This window comes from Bacillus changyiensis (genome assembly GCF_027706145.1).
GTDB lineage: Bacteria > Bacillota > Bacilli > Bacillales > Bacillaceae > Bacillus > Bacillus changyiensis.
This window is the reverse complement of the sequence record NZ_JAQFWW010000001.1, coordinates 625810-644361: the sequence shown is the minus strand read 5'-3', so window position 1 is coordinate 644361 and position 18552 is coordinate 625810. Positions and strand designations below refer to the sequence as shown.

Sequence of the window (18552 nt, the reverse complement as noted above, 5' to 3'; positions counted from 1 at the left end):
ATTTCTAAATCGAAAGTGATAGGATAAAAGTTCTGAAATCTTGATAGTTAGGGGTTGGAACAGGTGACAGCATCTCGTCTGCCTTTTTCTTTAACAAAAACAAAAAATTTTTATGAAGAACTGAATAATTGGATTGGTGATGTATTTTACGATATTCTTCCTGAAAAAGGCTTTGATTTGCGGGACGAGCAAATATTTATGGCTTTTCAATTGGAACGGGCATTTAAAGAAAAGAAGGTCATGTTTGCAGAAGCTGGTGTCGGAACAGGAAAAACGCTTGTTTATCTTCTCTATGCTGTCAGTTATGCTAGGTACACAGGGAAACCGGCGATTATTGCTTGTGCGGATGAAACATTGATTGAACAGCTTGTCAAAAAAGAAGGTGATATTTATAAAATTTCTGAGCACCTTGGTTTGAAGATTGACACAAGGCTTAGTAAATCCCATGATCAATATCTTTGTTTGAAAAAACTTGAGAAAACGATGCAAGGTTCTGATGATGAAAAATGGCTTGACCTTTATGAAGCTTTGCCATCATTTGTCCATGAGTCTCAAGGTATGCAATCATTTTACCCATATGGTGGAAGAAAAGAATATTCGTCATTATCAAATGATGAGTGGAATGAGATCGGGTATGATTCGTTTCAAGATTGTCTTACTTGTGATATGAGACACCGCTGTGGACTTACTTTATCAAGGGATTATTACCGTAAATCAACCGATTTCATTATTTGTTCCCATGATTTCTACATGGAGCATGTTTGGACAGAAGAAGCAAGAAAACGAGAAGGTCAACTTCCGCTTTTGCCTGAGCATAGTTCGGTTGTGTTTGATGAAGGGCATCTCTTAGAATTTGCAGCACAAAAAGCGCTAACATACAGAGTAAAACAAACGACATTAGAAATGTTTCTTGAACGTCTACTCGGTAATAACAACAGAGAAGAGTTTGCCGAACTTGTTGAAGAGGCGCTCCATGTCAATGACCAATTTTTTCAACTGCTTTCAAGCCATGCTGAGAAAGCAAAAGGGTCAGAGCGCTTGCGCATCAAAGACGACCAGAGCGTAAAAGAAGCAGCGGACACTCTATATCGTTTACTAGAAAAAATCGGTGAAGCACTTGTTTTGGAAAGTCAACTATATACGATGGATCAGTACGCTTTAGCTGTTGTCGAAGAATATCTCGAGCAAATGGCGTACTCACTTTCTCTCTATCAAAAGCAAGCGATTTCCTGGCTTGAACAAAAAGAACAGGATGCAACTTTTGTCGTTATGCCAAGAACGGTTTCTGAAGTGCTTGGAGAAAAAGTGTTTGCTAAACAAATGCCATATATTTTTTCGTCAGCAACATTGTCGGAAAGTGGTTCTTTTGATTATTTGGCAAAAAGTCTTGGCATTCGCGATTATTTATCCCTTACAGTTGACTCTCCTTATGACTACGAAGAGCAAATGAAAGTATATATCCATCGCCTAACGGAAGGAAATGTAACGGAAAAAGGAGATCAGACGTTCAAAAGCATGAAAGCCTTGAATGGACGAACACTCATCCTATTTCCATCTTTTGAGGAACTTGATGTCTTCAAACAACAAGTCACACACCAGAATCTTCCGTTTCCTGTCTATTTCGAAGGTGATGAAGAAATCAGTACGATCGTTGAAAAATTTCAAAACATTGAAGAGTCAGCTCTTTGTGCAGTTCACCTGTGGGAAGGACTTGATATTCCAGGTGAATCTTTGCAAAATGTGGTGATTTGGTCATTGCCTTTTCCACCGCAAGACCCTGTTTTTGAGGCAAAACGAAGCGGTGTAAAAGATGCCTTTCATGAGGTCGATCTCCCGTATATGCTGTTAAGACTTCGGCAAGGAATTGGTAGACTTATTCGTACCAATGAAGATCGGGGGATGATTCATATCTTTGTTGCGACTGATCAAGAATTGAGTGTTATCGATCAAGTAGAAGCAGTTCTTCCTGTTCAACCTGTTTATTTAGACAAATAATAAATGAGGCTAGTGATTTGGATTTTATAACTCCAATTCACTAGCCTTTTTAATATTGCAGAAAAGTTGACTTTCTTAAATATTTCCATTAGTCTGATTACATTCGCATGTATTCAGAAAGATAGGGGGAGCGATATGAGTTTACTTGCTTATGAAGAAGAATTTTTAGAAACATTACAGAAAATTAGTAAATATGAACAAGCGTACAAGTTAATGTATTGGGATATGAGAACTGGTACACCGAAAAAAGCGAGAGAAGAACGATTTGAAGCGATTGGGCAATTATCGGCTGATATTTATCAAATGAAAACATCCGCACGAATGAATGAACTTTTAACGGTTTTGTTTGAACAAAAAGAGCAATTACCAGAGGATACACTAAGAGCGCTTGAAGAAGCAAAAAAAGAGTATGAACGTAATAAAACGATTCCTGAACATGAATTTAAAGAATATATGATCCTGAAATCCAAAGCAGAATCGGTTTGGGAAGAGGCAAAAAAAGCATCAGATTTTTCACTGTTTTCCCCATACTTAGAAAAGTTAATTGAATATAACAAGCGTTTTATTACATATTGGGGTTATGATGGGCATCCTTATAATGCGCTTTTAGATCTATATGAACCAGGTGTAACAGTCGATACATTAGATCAATTATTTGCTGAATTAAGGAAGTCCATCGTTCCGCTCGTCCAAAAAATTGCTGACAGTCCAAATAAACCTGATACAAGTTTTGTTTATAAACATTTTCCGAAAGAACGCCAACGTGAACTATGTCATTTCTTCTTAGAGAAACTTGGTTATGACTTTGATGCTGGCCGTCTTGATGAGAGTGTTCACCCTTTCCAAATCACAATCAACAGTGGGGATGCCCGGGTCACTACTTCGTTTAACGAAAGCGATTTTCGTTCGGCTATTTTTGGAACGATCCATGAATGTGGGCATGCTATTTACGAACAGAACGTAGATAAAGCTTTAAGCGGAACAAATTTATTTGACGGTGCTTCAATGGGGATTCACGAGTCCCAGTCTTTATTTTATGAAAACTTTATTGCCAGACATCGCGGCTTTTGGAAACAATATTTTTATAAAATGAAAGAAGCCTCTCCCCAACAATTTGAACAGGTGACAGCTGATGCATTTTACAGGGCAGTTAATGAGTCTAAACCTTCATTGATTCGAACTGAAGCAGATGAACTGACTTATCCGCTACATATTATGGTTCGCTATGAAATCGAAAAAGCCATTTACAGTGATGAAGTATCAGTAGAAGAATTACCAAGTCTGTGGAATGAAAAATATGAAGCATACTTGGGAATTACACCTCCTAATGATGCTGAAGGCATTTTACAAGATGTACACTGGTCAGACGGTAGTTTTGGTTATTTTCCTTCCTATGCACTCGGCTATATGTATGCAGCTCAACTGAGAGAAAAGCTGCTTGAAGAACTTCCTGAATTTGATCAGTTCATTGAAAAAGGCAATTTTCAGCCGATTAGAAAGTGGCTTACAGAACGAGTCCATATTCATGGGAAAAGAAAAAAACCGCTTGATATGATAAAGACTGCAACAGGTGAAGAGTTAAATATCCGTTATTTGATTCATTATTTAGAAGAAAAGTATACAACATTGTATCTATAGGTGAAATTCCCTCCAAATGTCGGAGGGTTTTTTTGTAGGATAAACTCTTTTTTGAATTTTATCTTTCCATTCCAACAGAAAGTTGTTATAATTTGATACATTATATCACTCATATAATCGTGTGAATATGGCACACAAGTTTCTACCGGGCACCGTAAATGTTCCGACTATGAGTGGGCTTGATGTAAAAACGTCTGTATGGAAACAGCCGATTTTTTCTGTTTAGCACTGCCCGCTCGATTAATTTAACGAGTGGGCAGTGCTTTTTTTTGATAAGGGGTATCTCATTACTGGAGGTTATATAATATGGAACTGCTTAAACAAAAAATTATTGAAGAAGGAACCGTTTTGTCTGATGAAGTCTTAAAGGTGGATGCCTTTTTAAATCATCAAATCGATCCAGAATTAATGATGGCGATCGGTAACGAGTTCGCTTCTCTTTTTCAGAATGAAGGAATTACAAAGATTGTTACGATTGAATCTTCGGGTATTGCACCTGCTGTGATGACTGGTTTGAAACTTGGTGTACCGGTCATTTTTGCCAGAAAACGGCAATCGCTTACTTTGACAGAGAATTTACTGACTGCTTCTATTTACTCGTTTACAAAGAAAACGGAAAGTACGATCGCTGTATCAGCCACTCACATATCAAAAAATGATAGAGTGCTAGTCATTGACGACTTTTTAGCGAATGGACAAGCGGCTAAAGGGCTTGTTTCCATCATCGAACAAGCCGGTGCAAACGTGAGTGGCATTGGAATTGTCATTGAAAAATCATTCCAAAACGGCAGAAGTGAGCTTGACGAACTAGGACACAAAGTTGAGTCCCTTGCCAGAATTCAATCACTTACAGGCGGACAAGTAACCTTTTTAGAGGAGGTTCACTCATGAAACTCTCAGCCGGTAAAACCGTTTCTTTAAGTATCCAGCATGTTCTTGCCATGTATGCGGGGGCCGTTATGGTTCCTCTTATCGTTGGAGACGCTCTTGGATTAACAACAGAGCAACTGACTTATCTTGTATCTGCCGATATTCTAATGTGCGGAATTGCTACACTTCTGCAAGTCTGGAAAAATCGTTTTTTCGGAATCGGTTTACCTGTTGTTTTAGGATGTACGTTTACAGCTGTATCTCCAATGATTACAATTGCATCAAAATACGGAATTCCGGCGATTTACGGAAGTATCATAGCCGGCGGCCTGATCATCATCTTATTTTCTTTTTTCTTCGGAAAACTTGTCCGCTTTTTTCCGCCTGTTGTCACTGGATCTGTTGTAACAGTGATTGGGATTACACTGATCCCTACAGCAATGAATAATATGGCAGGTGGTCAAGGAAGCCGTGATTTCGGATCGCTTTCAAACCTTGCATTAGCGTTTTCAGTTCTTTTGGCTATTATTCTTCTAAACCGGTTTACAAAGGGTTTCTTGAAATCAATCTCGATTTTAGTCGGGTTATTGGCTGGAACTGTTGCGGCAAGTCTAATGGGAAAAGTCGATTTTACTGATGTAGCAAATGCGGGGTGGATGCAGATGATACACCCGTTTTACTTCGGGACTCCAGTGTTTGAAGTCACTCCGATTATTACAATGACGCTTGTCTTGATCGTCAGCTTGGTGGAATCTACAGGTGTGTATTTTGCACTAGGTGATTTAGCCGATCGGTCACTGACAGAGAAAGATTTAGCGAAAGGGTATCGGGCAGAAGGCATCGCTGTTTTATTCGGTGGCATTTTCAACGCTTTTCCATATACAGCTTATTCACAAAACGTTGGTCTTGTCCAATTAACGGGAGTCAAAAAAAATAGTGTCATTGCTCTTGCTGGGGTATTTCTCATTATATTAGGATTATTTCCGAAAGCGGCCGCTCTCACAACAGTTATTCCCAAGCCGGTTTTAGGTGGTGCGATGGTGGCTATGTTTGGTATGGTCATTGCTTACGGAATTAAAATGCTCAGTAGGGTAGACTTTGCTGAACAAGAAAATCTGTTAATTGTCGCCTGTTCAGTAGGAATTGGACTTGGTGTAACGGTTGTTCCTCAAATGTTTCAACAGCTCCCAGATGCTGTTAAGCTGTTAACGGAAAATGGGATTGTTGCTGGAAGCTTAACCGCTATTATATTGAATGCCATTTTTCATATTCATCCATTTTCGCGACCGTCTGAACATCCAGACCGTGTAGCAACTGAAAAGTCAGCAGTTTAAAACCTCACGATTTGTGGGGTTTTTTTACGATCTGATTGAATAGGGATTTAGATTGATAAAATCACCATGAACAGAAAAAAGTCTGTGAATATGAAACTTAATCGAGTTTATAACATCAACTCAACTTATTTAATCAAGAAATTGAATGGGTAACATCTGCTAATTAACATTGAAAACGATTCTCATTTCATTTATAATAAATTGTGAAAAACATTCTCATTAGGATGGTGAGAAAGATGACTGCGTTTTTTCTGTTTGCAACTGTATGTACATACAGCTTAATGATTGGATTTGTCTTAAAAGGAATATCAAAGCGGTCCGCATAAATAAATTGGAACCCTAGGCCTAGCCTAGGGTTTTCTTTTTTTGTGTCTCTTAAAGCAAATATGAGAAATGTTGTGTAAAATAGGGGTAAGGGATGAATGACAACAATGTTTTAAAAGGGGAAGAAAATAATCATGTATGTAAACAGAGAAGACAGTTTGAAGACTAAAGCAGGTGTTATTTACAAACAATTGAAGAAAAACGGAGACGAAAAACGGGCTGCTCAGCTTGCAGCGATTATTAGAAAATGGGTTCAGAATGAAGTGTATATCGCATTGACCGGCCACTATTCAGCAGGAAAATCTTCATTGTTAAATACACTTCTTCAAGAAGACGTTTTACCGACAAGCCCGATTCCAACGAGCGCAAATCTTGTCCTGATTCGCCAAGGGGAACCCAAAACCGTAATCCATACACAAGATGGGAAAATGGGATTCATTTCAGGCTCCTTTGATAAACAAACCGTACAAGCCTATTGTAAAGATGGTAGTCAAATTGAAATGATTGAAATTGAAGGAGCTTTTCATCGGATTGCTCCGCATAGTGTCTTGATCGATACACCTGGAATTGATTCAACTGATGATGCTCATCTTCTTTCGACATCATCGATTCTATATCAAGCTGATGCCTTGTTTTATGTCATGCACTATAACCATGTTCACTCTGAAGAAAATATAAATTTTTTACGGTCAATTAAAGGGAAAATCCCGAATATATACTGCATTATCAACCAAGTTGACCGTCATGATGAAAGTGAGACAGATTTTCAAGTCTACAAAAAACAGGTTGTTGATATGCTACTTAAAGAAGGGATCACGGCTGATCAGCTTTTTTTTACTTCTGCCACAGACATAAATCATCAGCTGAATGATTTAAAACAACTTCAGGAAATATTGACTCACCTCCAAACTCAAGCTGAACAACAGCTCTTGACAAATACGGAACAAAAAGTGTCTGACATATTGAATGAACATATTGAAATGCTTATTCATAATACAGATGATGAACTGCTTGAGAAAATGGCGGCTTTAACAAAAAAATTGGCGGCTTTAGAGGTTCAGTTAAAAGATAAGGAAGCGATTAAGAAAACCGTAGAATCACATATCAATAAAGAAATAAAATCCATTATCGATAATGCAAATTTAACACCGTTTGAGATGAGAGAATATGCCAAAGCTTTTTTAGAGGCTAATGAAAAAAGCTTTAAAAAAGGCTTTCTCTTTTCTAAAACAAAAACACGTGAAGAAAAACAAAAACGACAAGATACCCTTCTTCAAGATGTCCAGAAAAGAGTTCAAGCTGAGATCGACTGGCATATCATTGAGACATTTAAAACATTTGCACAACAGTATGAAATGAAAAATGGCGATTTTTTGACGAATCTGCTGAATTTTAGTACAAAAATGACTGAAGACGATTTAGTGAAGCCACTAAAGAAAGGGGCAACTTTTTCTCCAGAGTATGTCTTAAATTATACAAAAGAATTGGCAGACAACATAAGGAGAACTGTGAAAATCAATGCTCAAGTTTTTATCGAACGATTTTATCAACTTGTGAATGAGAAAGAAGGACAAAAAACGACTATTCTCAAAAAAGAATATGAACATGAAAAAGGAAAGCTTATCGTCCTCAAAGAGCAGCTACAGTTGCATGAAAAGGCAGCTCATCTGAAAAAGATCTGGAAAGCCGATGTAAGCGGAGAGACCGTTGCTGCCGACTGGTTTATCCTAAAAAAAGACAGCTTGCAAGATCCGCTTGAAATAAAACGAACTGATTCTACTGCGTTCTATCAGGAACCAATCCATACAGAAAAAGGATCTATCGAGATAAAGAGTATGTCCGAATATATCAGCTTGTTTATTGAATTTACACAACAATTACAAGATATTCCGATTTTAAAAAAACAAAGAGAGGAGTTTCTTGAAAAAATTGAACGATTTCAATCAAGGAAGTTTACATTGGCTCTTTTTGGAGCCTTTAGTTCGGGCAAATCTTCATTTGTCAATGCACTTTGCGGAAAAAAAGTGCTCCCATCTTCACCAACACCGACGACTGCAACAATTAATAAAGTCACCAAACCATCAGCTACGAAAAGGGATGGTACGGCTGATGTTGTCTTTAAAACAGAAACCGAGTTGATGACAGAATTGAATCAGCTTTTAGATGGAAAAATGGTGAAAGCAAAAGGACGAACGTTTTCTGAACAGCTTCAACACCTCTTAAGAAAAGGTAGGCTTGATCGAGAACAGCATCTACTTACAGAACATATGCTTGAAGCATACAGCCGTTTTCAAGACGATATCATCAATCAGAATACACTGACAATACCTGTCGATCAACTCCAACAATACGCTGTTGATGAAAAGACAGCTTGTGCCGTTCGTGAAGTGATTGTTTATTTACAAACACCAATGACAAACAAAGGGATTACAATTGTTGATACACCAGGCGCAGGAAGTATGAATAAGCGCCATTCGGAAGTGGCTTTTCAATATATGAACGAAGCTGATGCCCTTCTTTATTTAACATATTACCAGCACGCTTTTTCAAAAGCGGATCGCTCCTTTTTACATAAACTTGGATTGATCAAAGATGCTTTCAGCATGGATAAAATGTTTTTTGTTTTAAATGCGACGGACTTAGCGAAAAGTTCTGATGAATTAGCAACAGTTGAAGAATATGTTAAGGGCGAACTTTTAAAACAGGGTATTCAACATCCGCAAATCTACCATGTCTCAAGCAAACAAGAGCTAACCGGAACAACTGTGCCTTATAATGATTTCAGCCGATTGCGTCATGACCTGTCATGTTTTATTGAAAAAGGGTTAACAAAAGCCGCTCTCGATCAGCTCATTTATGAAGGAAAAAAACTATGTGAAACGATTTTTCATTTACATCGCTCTTTACATCGCTCTGTTCAAGAGGCAGACGAAGAAAAAAAACAAATTGAAAAAGCTTATGAAGCTGCCAGGTCAGCTATATTAGCGGCCAAATTAGACGATTTTGTTTTTTTAATGACGGAAAAGGACATAAAAGAACAATGTTATTATATTCAGCAACGCCTTTTCTTTTATGCTCATGACTTGTTTAAAGCTGAGATCCACCCGGGACTACAAAATGGTCATTGGCAGGCTAATCTACAACATACTGTAAAAAACTGTTTGAAAGAGTACGAATTCGAATTCATTCAAGAATTAAAAGCTCTTGATATCCGAGTCGCAAACATGATGATCAAATATGCTGATGAACAATGGATAAGTGTCACAGAACAACAAAACGATAATCGTTACTTTTCGTTCCATCTCACAATTGAATCACAGGATAAAGAAGATGAGGAACAAGCGGAAGTTTCGATCGGAATTGAGACATTTGCAGACGAACTAAAAAAATACCGAACAGGAAAAGCGTTTTTTCAACAAAACGGAAAAGCTGTGTTGATTGATGCACTTACAGCAAGACTTAAAAAAATGACAGACGATTGGTTCAAATCTGAAAGGCAGGTGCTGTTAGACCGCTGCAAACAAAGAGCTGAGAACTTACAACAGATGGTCACTCAAACAGCGATGGCACAAATTGCGAAGCAAAAAGAAAGTTATTTTCTTGAGCCATTAAACAGTGATGAAGGAGAAAAAATTGAAAAAGCATACATAGCAGCAAAAGAATATCAAGAACAGCTGATAAAGGTATGATAGACTAAATAAAAAAGAAGGGGTTTAAGAAGCGAAGATGACAAACGTTCATGAAGCGATTACTGCACATTCGAAAAAACAGCACCAACATATTCAAGAGTTTCTCAAGTTGGAAGAGGCGAGAGAAGCTGCAATTGAAGAAGTTGTAGCAAAGTGTAAAAGAAATGAATTATTTACAACAGACGGAATCAATCACATTACACAGAAGATGAATGAGCTAGCTGCAAAAGGAATTGTCCCAAAGCGGCGGCTTGTTACTAAAGAAATGGTGATCGAATATGTCAACCGAGTCTAGCTGGTTGATCCTTCCGTGAGTCATTTCAGGGTTTTATGTAAAAAATATGCCTGACCCCCCATAGGAGGTGAAGGATAATGGGAAGAACGAAACTTGGTAATGCAAATGCTCAGCGAAATAATAATGCTAAACAGAAAAATGGTTTTAACACGGAGTTTTCCACTGAATCCTATGCACAAATGGAAGCAGCGAAAATGATCTCAAGTAAGAAAAAACAACAATAAAAAACAGCTTGTTGACAAAGTCATAAACCTGGCTTTGATCGACAAGCTGTTTATCTTTTTATGAATTTGTGCAATATGGTTATCGATACTTGAGACTGACTTAAAATAAATGACCCTGGTATTAGCGGACTACACCGCTTTAGAATTAGTCGATCAACTCGATTGAATAAGGTTCGTTTAGAAGCTGATCTTGGAGAGCAGGGGGGAAGCGTGTGTCTGTTTCGCTATTTTCATCATTTTTTACCTGTGATACAATAGGTGCATTGTATGGATGAGATGAAAGGAAGTTTCTTAGATGAAAAAGAATTTGCTACTAGTTGACGGGATGGCTCTACTGTTCCGCTCGTTTTACGCGACGGCAGTGCACCGCAATTTTATGATTAATGATCAAGGGGTTCCCACAAATGGGGTTCACGGTTTTATGAAACATTTGCTGACTGCCATCACCGTTTTTGAACCAAGTCATATTGTATGTTGTTGGGATATGGGTAAAAAGACCTATCGTAATGATCTATATCAGAATTATAAAGCAAACCGTGGCGAGCCACCACTTGAATTAATTCCTCAATTTGATCTTGCGAAAAAAGCTGCATCAGAGTTAGGTATTACGAATATTGGGATGACTGGATTTGAGGCGGATGATTGTATCGGTACGCTTGCATTATTATGTAAAGATGAAGCGGACATTACAGTCGTTACCGGTGATAAAGATTTACTTCAACTTTTGACTGATGCTGTTCAAGTTGCACTGATGCAAAAAGGGATCGGCAATTATAAGCTGTATACAAAGGAAATATTTACAGAAGAAACAGGAATCCAGCCAGCAGCCTTAATTGATGTGAAAGCATTAATGGGGGATACGAGCGATAATTATCCAGGTGTTAAAGGAATTGGTGAAAAAACAGCCTATAAACTGATCAAAGAATATTCAACGATTGAACAGCTGCTTGAGAATATTGATCAGTTAACAAAAGCTCAACAAAAGAAAATCACCGAAAACCTTGAAGATTTAAAACTATCTAGAATACTCGCTGAAATCAAATGTGATGTTCCAGTTTCTTTTTCATTGGAAGAGGCGCTTTTTGAATTATCACATGACAGGGCTGGAAAAATGTTAAAACTGCATCAGATCAGAGGAATTGAACCACTGCTATTGCAAATGAAAAGAAGAGAGATCGGCTAATATCGATCTCTCTAACGTTTTGTATTGCTTTTTTTGGCTCGGTTTTCAAGTTCGGTTTTCGGATCTTTATGTTCGTTCATGTATATTTCTCCCTGTGGTGTCACACCGCCGGTCAGACGACCTTTGCCAGTAGGTTGTTGTTTTTCCACATGTATCACCTCATACTTTATCATGAACCAATCAGGGTAACTTTACTCTGGATGATTTAGTAAAATTGCTTTTTTAGCCAACTTATCGGCTACTTGGTTTTCTTTTGAGGGAATCCACTTAATAAAGAATAATTCAAAAGCTTTCTTTAAGCTGATAATCTCTTCTAGATATGGCTTAAATGTTTGATTTTTGACAAATTCTAAATCTGTTGCGCGTTCAACGATTTCGGAATCGGTACGAAATGAAACAATGGGATAATCCCTTTCAATGCAAAGCTTCATACCCTGAATCAGTGCCGAGAATTCAGCTTCATGGTTACTTAGACGACCAGCAGGAATGGAAAAAGACTCTGATTTTTCTCCATTTTTAATAAAAATACCAAGTCCGCTCAGACCGGGATCACCAGAGCTTGCTCCATCAATATAGACTTCAAGCGGCATCCCTTTCACTCCTTTCATCCAGTGGTGTCATTCTTTTAGCCAAATATGCATATGGAGTTGCAAAAAGGGCCACAACAAATTTAAATACATATGTTGTGATAAAAATCTCGATCCATATAGCAAATGGGTATGTTCCTAAAAATGCAACACTTGTAAAAATCAGCGTATCGAAAATCTGACTGACAGCCGTGCTACCATTATTACGTAGCCAAAGTGCACGATCTGAAGGAAATAATCGTCTAATCCAAGAATATACATAAACATCAACTGTTTGGCTGATGATATAGGCAAGCAGGCTACCAAGGACGATGCGCGGCATAAAACCAAAAATCGTTTCCAAAGCCGGTTGTGCAATATCTGACGGATGAGGTTTAAACAGAAGGGCGCCCTGCATAACGGCAGTCAAACTAATTAGAATGAAAAAACCAAGTGAGACAGCCTTTTTTGCATCTTTTTTTCCATATCTTTCATTTATGACATCTGTTGCAAAAAAAACGCTGCCGTACATAATATTACCAAGCGTTGATGTTAAGCCGAAAATCTCGACCGTTTTACCGACCTCAAGATTAGCTGCAACAGTTGCAAATCCAATCCAGACGAATAAGCCGGTTTTGCCAAACTGCTTGAAAAAGAAAAGAACAATGATAAAAACGATAATCGCTAAACTAACCCACAGTATTTCGTTAAACAAAAAAGCTACTTCCTTTCTAAAATAAACTGAGTCAAGACCGATTTGATTATAGCATAATAAAGGTGATGTTATGAAGCTTAGAATCAGAATGAAAATCAATATGAAGGCAACGCCAAATGTTCATTTTACGGCGGATGATTGGCTAGAAACAAATGAAACCGTCATAATAGGTCGTGAGCTTTCTCGGAGTCCGTATATTCATGAGCTTGAGTTTGAGGATGAGAAAGGTAGCATCTGGACACTGAAAGAACTGGAAAAACTGAAGGAAGAGTTAGCACACGAACCAGATGAAATCACAGTATTTTTTGACGGAAGCTATGATAAAGAGAGTCAACTTGCAGGTTTAGGTATTGTCATTTATTATTCTCTTAACGGGGAAAGATATCGTTTAAGAAAAAACAAGAGCTTTCGCCTGACAACTAATAATGAAGCTGAATACGCTGCACTTTATGAAGCGTTAAATGAGTTAAGAGATCTTGGAGCAGGCCGAAACTCAGTTGTTATTAAAGGTGACTCGCTTGTCGTATTAAATCAGTTGGAGGGAAACTGGCCTTGTTATGATCCTATCCACACAAACTGGTTGGATAAAATTGAACGACAGCTGCAACAATTGAAACTTTCGCCAACCTATATACAAATCAGCCGTAGCGAAAATAAAGAAGCCGATCAACTTGCTAGGAAAATTTTCGAGCATAAATTGGTAGAAAGTAGTGTTAAATTAGATCAATAACGGAGATGAAAACTTTTGGATAAGAAGGAGATCTTTAAAGAATTAACAGACTTACAAGACAGCTACTGTGAAGGGTGTTTTATTAAGAAACACTTCCGAAAAGAACACGGAAAAACATATGCTCATACGTTCTGTATCACAAAATGTACAGTTGGTGAAAAACTCCGTACTTTTGGTGAAGTGTTAATGAATAAAAACTAAAAACCGCGAACTGCGGTTTTTTTAGTTTTTGTAACTGTGACAACGCTGTTTTACAAAGTCTTCATCAAAAGTTTGCAACTGATGGCTTTCAGATCAGTCTCTAGCATCTTGAATCGTTTGGTCAGCTGATTTAGCAAAGTAGTTCAAGCTGTTTTCGCTGATTAAATCCTGATCAGGATGGTTTGATAGCATGACCCCACACCTCCACCAATAATGCTTCTTCATGACAATTAAATTTATATGCAAAAAAAGAAAAATATATAAAAAATAATCCGATATAACTATTGAACCTGAAAAAATATAAGCCTTTATTACTATTTTAGGTATCTTCAGTAAGGGGGTAAGAAGATTTTGGAAGAAGATGAATTAAAAACTGTTCTCCAGAAGACATTTGAAGAAGTATATAGAGATTTAGATCAATTGGTTAAAATCGCCAAAAAAGGGCGGCCATCTTTGGAAAAGAATATTGATGAAATGGGACAGAGACTAAAACAGAATATATTAGCTGTCGAATTTCAGCTCAAAACCAAATAGGAGAGGCTACATTAGCCTCTCCTCTATTTGAAATCTCATTTTTTTCTTCGTTCTGTTAAATCTTTGTAACGTTAGATGCTTGAGGTCCACGATTACCTTCAACAATTTCGAAAGAAACTTCTTGTCCTTCTTCTAAAGATTTGTATCCGTCACCTTCAATAGCAGTGAAATGAACGAATACATCGTCTCCGCCTTCAACTTCAATGAAGCCGAAGCCTTTTTCATTGTTAAACCATTTTACTTTACCGTTTTGCATATTGCTTAATCCTCCTAGTACTGTAGCACAAAGTGCTAAAAAAAATTTTCATCATCTAACAATAGTATGCTAAATGATGGTTTCACTATACACCATTTGTAGTGACGAGTCAAGTTGTCAAGAGAAAAAAATGAACTTTATTGCCTTTTTAAGGTGTTTTTTTGTAATCGCTTTCGTTAATTCCGAAAAATGAAACGTTTTTATGTTAATTAAAGTAATTTAAAAAGGGCAGGCGCTATGCCTGCTCCTTATTAGACATCTATTTCATCCCAAATATCATTAATTTTTTTTTAGCTATTTCTGCTCTTTCGAAAAGCTCATCTGTTGTTCTGAAAGATTGGGAATTATTGTCGCTTTCTCTTGTCAAATACAGACCTTTTTCGTTCTGGCTTATCCAATAACTCTCATCCAGATAGTAGAACTGAAATTCTTCACCCATTTCAATTCTTTCTTTAAACTCTTCAATATTCATTATAAAACTCTCCTTTTTTATGGTATGCGTTTAAATTTACCATCTTCATTCCATTCAAATATGTGTTCGTGTGGCCAATCTGGATGTTGTTTCGCATTTCCGTGGTTCGTAAAATCAACATCTCGAATAGCTCGACCATTAGAATCATAAATAGGCTACACTTAGTTGGACAGATTTTTTAAGGTCAAGTAGACTACAGATCATATAGTGAGGAGAATCTACATGACCAAAAGACAACGCCGTACATTTACTGGAAATTTTAAAAATTACATAAAAAAATGATGTAGGTAATTGAAAGTCAAAGGTCAAATGCAATACGCGAATGGTAATTTATACAAAGAGATTTTTTGTCTGGTTGCACAAACTATTTCATATGGTTTTAAACAAAAAATTGAATAATTTAAATATAAACAGTATACTGTTAATGACAGTATACTATTATTAACAGCGAAAGGGGGATAAAAATTGAAAAAATTTAAATCAGGACGTCACACTGCTGCGTTTATACTCCTTTTTTTAGCGGAATCACCGAATTATGGCGGACAACTTCTAAAAATGTGTGAAGAAAGACTTTATGCGAATACTATCGATAGTGCAATCTTGTATCGAACGTTAAACAAATTAGAAAAAGAAGGAGCAATCAGCTCTTATTGGGAGACAGTTGAAGAGGGACAGCCAAGAAAATGGTATAAGCTTAATGCTTTAGGTCGAGCGCAGCTGTCAGAGTTTTACGACGATATTGTTAAAAGGCAAAGGAACTTTGATTTGTTTTTAACTCACTATAAACAATTAATGGAGGATGAACAGTGATCATTGGTATTGTTTTATATAGTATTTCTCTTATTGGCTTGCTTGTGTCGTTTAAGAAGAGTAAAGAAAATACATATGTATCTTTGAAAAAAGCATGGAACACCTTTCAAAAGCTTTTACCAGAGATTTTGTTTATTATGCTTTTAGTTGGTGTTTCCCTAGCTGTTTTAACTCCTGAGCTCATATCAAAGCTTCTAGGTCAACAATCAGGCTTTTTAGGTGTCATTATTGCTATGATCATCGGTTCTCTCGCCCTTATTCCAAGCTTTGTTGTTTTTCCATTAGGTGAAACATTGCTAAATAATGGAGCTGGTCTTACACAAGTGGCCATGTTTGTGGCTGCTTTAATGAGTGTGGGTCTTGTGTCATTACCAATGGAGCGTAAAATGTTTGGTCCTATGTTTGCTTATGCGAGAAATGGCGCAGCACTTATGATGTGTATTTTATTTACTGTAATTATATGGATGGTGTATTAATATGAAATGGATTGAACAATACCGATTGTTTCTTATCATGGTTTTTGTAACATTAGGGTTATTTTTCTTAAATAATAGTAAGGGATTAAAGGCCATAACGATAACTGGAAATAGTATTCTCGATATGCTTTCACTTCTACCACCTATTTTAATTTTAATAGGTTTGTTAGATACGTGGGTTCCAAAGGAGACAATGATGAAGTATGTTGGTAAAGGCTCTGGATTTCGTGGACCAATGATCGCTTTATTACTAGGTGGTGTCGCAGCAGGACCGTTATATGTGGCTTTTCCGATTGCTGCGATTTTAATGAAAAACGGCGCTCTATTACGAAATGTTGTTTTCTTTTTAGGGGTTTGGACTGTTGCAAAGCTTCCAATTGTTATCTATGAATCGGTTTCACTAGGTTTTTTGTTCACGATTATACACGTTAGCTTTGGCTTATTGTTTTTTTATGTGGCGGGTATTTGGATGGAAACGAAGCAACAAAAAGAAGTTACAATTGAGCAAAATTTATCAGTGTAGTTTATAGTCGTGTAGACTTCACTTACTGAACAATACGAGAAAGAAGAAAGCTACATCTAAAATCATTATTAATGTTATTTGTTATTCCTTTAGGTCTTAATAATTTGGGTTGAATAGGCTACACTTAGTTGGACAGATTTTTTAAGGTCAAGTAGACTACAGATCATAATGAAATGAACACCTATCATCCCCTGATTCAAGATCCTATTTTACAACCAAATAACTTTGTGATTTATGGTGTCATCAGAATTTAGTTCTTTTTCGTCTTTATTCTCAGCTAATGAAGTGGTATCGGTTAAAGATGATAAAGTATCTTGATTGTTAGTGCTTGTTTGCTCATTATGTACAGGTGACCCCATATAACAGAAACCGATTACAGCCAATACAAACATAGGAGTTATTATTTTTCCCTTACCTCTGACTCTGCTAGAATTAAACCTAAAACTGAAAAAATTGTTAAGAAACCCATAAATAAAACCATAATAACCCCCCATTTGTTAAAAACGCTCATTTACAATTAAAGCAAATGAGGGGGATTTCTAAATAGTGATAAAACCGTTGGTTACTTGATTCGTTTTACCAGCAGTACGCTGGGTGATCTCTCCACTTTACATTTTTTAACCGCATTGACATCTCCTGAAATTTCAGCTAACTTATACAGTGCTGATCTGATTTTGTTGATGCTCATTTTTCCACGTCCCTATTGTGTGTTGTTAAATTTAATTATATCAATAATTGAGGTGAGCACCTATCCACTTGGTTTAAATATCCCCCCAAAACCTCATATATCTACAAAGCAGAGTAAAAACAAAAAATCTAAAATTATTGGTATATCAGCATTTCTAGGGTGTTTGTCAATGATTTCCATAGAGCATTTCGCTTAATCTTAATAAAAGTAAATGAATATGTAGGAGTGTTGAAAATGAATCGATATTCAATTAACGAATTTGTGAATAAAACACAGCAACAGGATAAAGGAGAAGGGTTGTTTGAATTGGAAACCCCCCGCCTCCTTGAAATCAATTTGAATGGAAAAATATGGGCCAAGGCCGGCTCAATGATTTCCTATAGAGGACAAATTAAGTTTAAACGTGAAGGTGTATTTGAACACGGATTGGGCCGAATGATGAAAAAAGCCCTCAGCGGTGAAGGTACAGCACTTATGAAAGCTGAGGGAACCGGTAAGCTCTATATTGCAGATCAAGGTAAGAAGATATCAATTTTAAATCTTAATCATGATTCTATATTTATAAATGGAAATGATTTATTGGCATTTGAGACTGGACTAAACTGGGATATTAAAATGATGAAAAAAATTTCTGGAATGATTGCTGGCGGTTTGTTTAATATCAAGCTTGATGGCACAGGTATGGCGGCTATTACCACCCATTATGATCCACTTACATTAATCGTTACACCGGAAAGTCCTGTTTATACTGATCCAAACGCAACCGTAGCCTGGTCAGGAGATCTTCAGCCTGAATTTGTCACAGATGTTTCTTTTAAAACATTGATCGGCAGGGGAAGTGGTGAATCGATTCAAATGAAGTTTTCTGGAAACGGGTTTGTTATTGTTCAGCCAGTTGAAGAGGTCTATTTAAATCAATCTTAATGAACAATAGAAAGGGCTGTCCAATAAGTCCAAAAAATAAAGCAAGTGAAGAAACATGAGCAGTGTTTCTCCACTTGCTAATTTTTTGTTTCGTTTTTTCTCAAA

The 18552-nt window shown here is 37.0% G+C and carries 20 protein-coding genes, 1 pseudogene and 1 riboswitch; of the genes and pseudogenes, 16 read left to right on the top strand and 5 right to left on the bottom strand.

The annotated features are described in order from the left end of the window. The first annotated feature begins 63 nt into the window (after window positions 1-63). The 9 genes from PDT38_RS03400 (at window position 64) to PDT38_RS03360 (ending at window position 11552) form a co-directional block, all read left to right on the top strand. Window positions 64-1995 carry an ATP-dependent DNA helicase gene (locus PDT38_RS03400; RefSeq protein WP_270799024.1) on the top strand — a complete coding sequence of 644 codons (1932 nt, stop codon included), beginning with the start codon at window positions 64-66 and terminating at the stop codon, window positions 1993-1995. Window positions 1996-2130: 135 nt separating this feature from the next. Continuing rightward, window positions 2131-3633 carry a carboxypeptidase M32 gene (locus tag PDT38_RS03395; protein ID WP_270799022.1) on the top strand — a complete coding sequence of 501 codons (1503 nt, stop codon included), beginning with the start codon at window positions 2131-2133 and terminating at the stop codon, window positions 3631-3633. Between the two features lie 89 nt (window positions 3634-3722). Beyond that, a riboswitch (purine riboswitch) is annotated at window positions 3723-3823 on the top strand. A gap of 116 nt (window positions 3824-3939) precedes the next feature. Further along, window positions 3940-4524 carry a xanthine phosphoribosyltransferase gene (locus PDT38_RS03390; protein ID WP_270799021.1) on the top strand — a complete coding sequence of 195 codons (585 nt, stop codon included), beginning with the start codon at window positions 3940-3942 and terminating at the stop codon, window positions 4522-4524. After that, window positions 4521-5837, top strand: coding sequence for a nucleobase:cation symporter-2 family protein (locus PDT38_RS03385; protein WP_270799020.1), 1317 nt, complete (start codon window positions 4521-4523; stop codon window positions 5835-5837). Before PDT38_RS03390 ends, PDT38_RS03385 begins: the two co-directional genes overlap by 4 nt. A 224-nt stretch (window positions 5838-6061) precedes the next feature. Further along, window positions 6062-6163, top strand: a complete 102-nt coding sequence (gene fbpC, locus PDT38_RS03380; protein ID WP_317134942.1) for a Fur-regulated basic protein FbpC — start codon at window positions 6062-6064, stop codon at window positions 6161-6163. Between the two features lie 132 nt (window positions 6164-6295). Next, the gene (locus PDT38_RS03375; RefSeq protein WP_270799019.1) at window positions 6296-9850 is read left to right on the top strand and encodes a dynamin family protein; all 3555 of its coding nucleotides are present in this window, start codon (window positions 6296-6298) and stop codon (window positions 9848-9850) included. Between the two features lie 37 nt (window positions 9851-9887). Then, a complete protein-coding gene (locus PDT38_RS03370) occupies window positions 9888-10145 on the top strand; it encodes a DUF2533 family protein (protein ID WP_270799018.1) in 258 nt (85 codons plus the stop codon). Between the two features lie 77 nt (window positions 10146-10222). Continuing rightward, window positions 10223-10369: a hypothetical protein gene (locus tag PDT38_RS03365; protein WP_270799017.1), complete on the top strand. Its 147-nt coding sequence runs from the start codon at window positions 10223-10225 to the stop codon at window positions 10367-10369. 295 nt (window positions 10370-10664) lie between these two features. After that, a complete protein-coding gene (locus PDT38_RS03360) occupies window positions 10665-11552 on the top strand; it encodes a 5'-3' exonuclease (RefSeq protein ID WP_270799016.1) in 888 nt (295 codons plus the stop codon). Between the two features lie 11 nt (window positions 11553-11563). On the opposite strand, the gene sspL is transcribed toward PDT38_RS03360, so the two are convergent. Genes sspL through PDT38_RS03345 form a run of 3 tightly spaced genes read right to left on the bottom strand, consistent with a single transcriptional unit; the run spans window position 11564 to window position 12833 of the window. Further along, window positions 11564-11701 (bottom strand): small, acid-soluble spore protein L, encoded by a 138-nt coding sequence (gene sspL / locus PDT38_RS03355; RefSeq protein WP_270799014.1) that lies wholly within the window; start codon window positions 11699-11701, stop codon window positions 11564-11566. 42 nt (window positions 11702-11743) lie between these two features. Then, window positions 11744-12142: a reverse transcriptase-like protein gene (locus PDT38_RS03350; RefSeq protein ID WP_270799012.1), complete on the bottom strand. Its 399-nt coding sequence runs from the start codon at window positions 12140-12142 to the stop codon at window positions 11744-11746. Further along, complete coding sequence (locus PDT38_RS03345; protein WP_270799010.1) at window positions 12132-12833, bottom strand: queuosine precursor transporter; 702 nt, start codon at window positions 12831-12833, stop codon at window positions 12132-12134. Before PDT38_RS03345 ends, PDT38_RS03350 begins: the two co-directional genes overlap by 11 nt. 70 nt (window positions 12834-12903) lie before the next feature. Here PDT38_RS03345 and PDT38_RS03340 point away from each other — a divergent pair. From PDT38_RS03340 to PDT38_RS03330, 3 genes and pseudogenes are all read left to right on the top strand, one after another. Further along, window positions 12904-13609, top strand: a pseudogene (locus tag PDT38_RS03340) (reverse transcriptase-like protein). Beyond that, on the top strand, window positions 13579-13764 hold the full coding sequence (locus PDT38_RS03335; protein WP_270799009.1) for a zinc-finger domain-containing protein: 186 nt from the start codon (window positions 13579-13581) through the stop codon (window positions 13762-13764). The pseudogene PDT38_RS03340 and the gene PDT38_RS03335 overlap by 31 nt, the downstream one beginning before the upstream one ends. Before the next feature lie 351 nt (window positions 13765-14115). Further along, complete coding sequence (locus tag PDT38_RS03330; RefSeq protein WP_270799008.1) at window positions 14116-14298, top strand: hypothetical protein; 183 nt, start codon at window positions 14116-14118, stop codon at window positions 14296-14298. 55 nt (window positions 14299-14353) lie between these two features. Here the strand turns inward: PDT38_RS03330 and cspD are convergent, their stop codons facing one another. Next, on the bottom strand, window positions 14354-14554 hold the full coding sequence (gene cspD / locus PDT38_RS03325; protein WP_270799007.1) for a cold-shock protein CspD: 201 nt from the start codon (window positions 14552-14554) through the stop codon (window positions 14354-14356). A 259-nt stretch (window positions 14555-14813) separates the two neighbouring features. Continuing rightward, on the bottom strand, window positions 14814-15026 hold the full coding sequence (locus PDT38_RS03320; RefSeq protein WP_270799005.1) for a hypothetical protein: 213 nt from the start codon (window positions 15024-15026) through the stop codon (window positions 14814-14816). A gap of 465 nt (window positions 15027-15491) precedes the next feature. On the opposite strand from PDT38_RS03320, the gene PDT38_RS03315 reads away from it, so the two are divergent. The 4 genes from PDT38_RS03315 to PDT38_RS03300 all read left to right on the top strand — a co-directional run bounded on the left by PDT38_RS03315 (window position 15492) and on the right by PDT38_RS03300 (window position 18447). Further along, window positions 15492-15836: a PadR family transcriptional regulator gene (locus tag PDT38_RS03315; protein WP_270799004.1), complete on the top strand. Its 345-nt coding sequence runs from the start codon at window positions 15492-15494 to the stop codon at window positions 15834-15836. Then, on the top strand, window positions 15833-16312 hold the full coding sequence (locus tag PDT38_RS03310; RefSeq protein ID WP_270799003.1) for a hypothetical protein: 480 nt from the start codon (window positions 15833-15835) through the stop codon (window positions 16310-16312). Before PDT38_RS03315 ends, PDT38_RS03310 begins: the two co-directional genes overlap by 4 nt. 1 nt (window position 16313) lies before the next feature. Beyond that, complete coding sequence (locus PDT38_RS03305) at window positions 16314-16835, top strand: permease (protein WP_172292840.1); 522 nt, start codon at window positions 16314-16316, stop codon at window positions 16833-16835. Between the two features lie 922 nt (window positions 16836-17757). Next, entirely contained in the window at window positions 17758-18447 is a 690-nt protein-coding gene (locus tag PDT38_RS03300; RefSeq protein ID WP_270799000.1) for an AIM24 family protein, read from the top strand. Window positions 18448-18552: the final 105 nt, after the last annotated feature.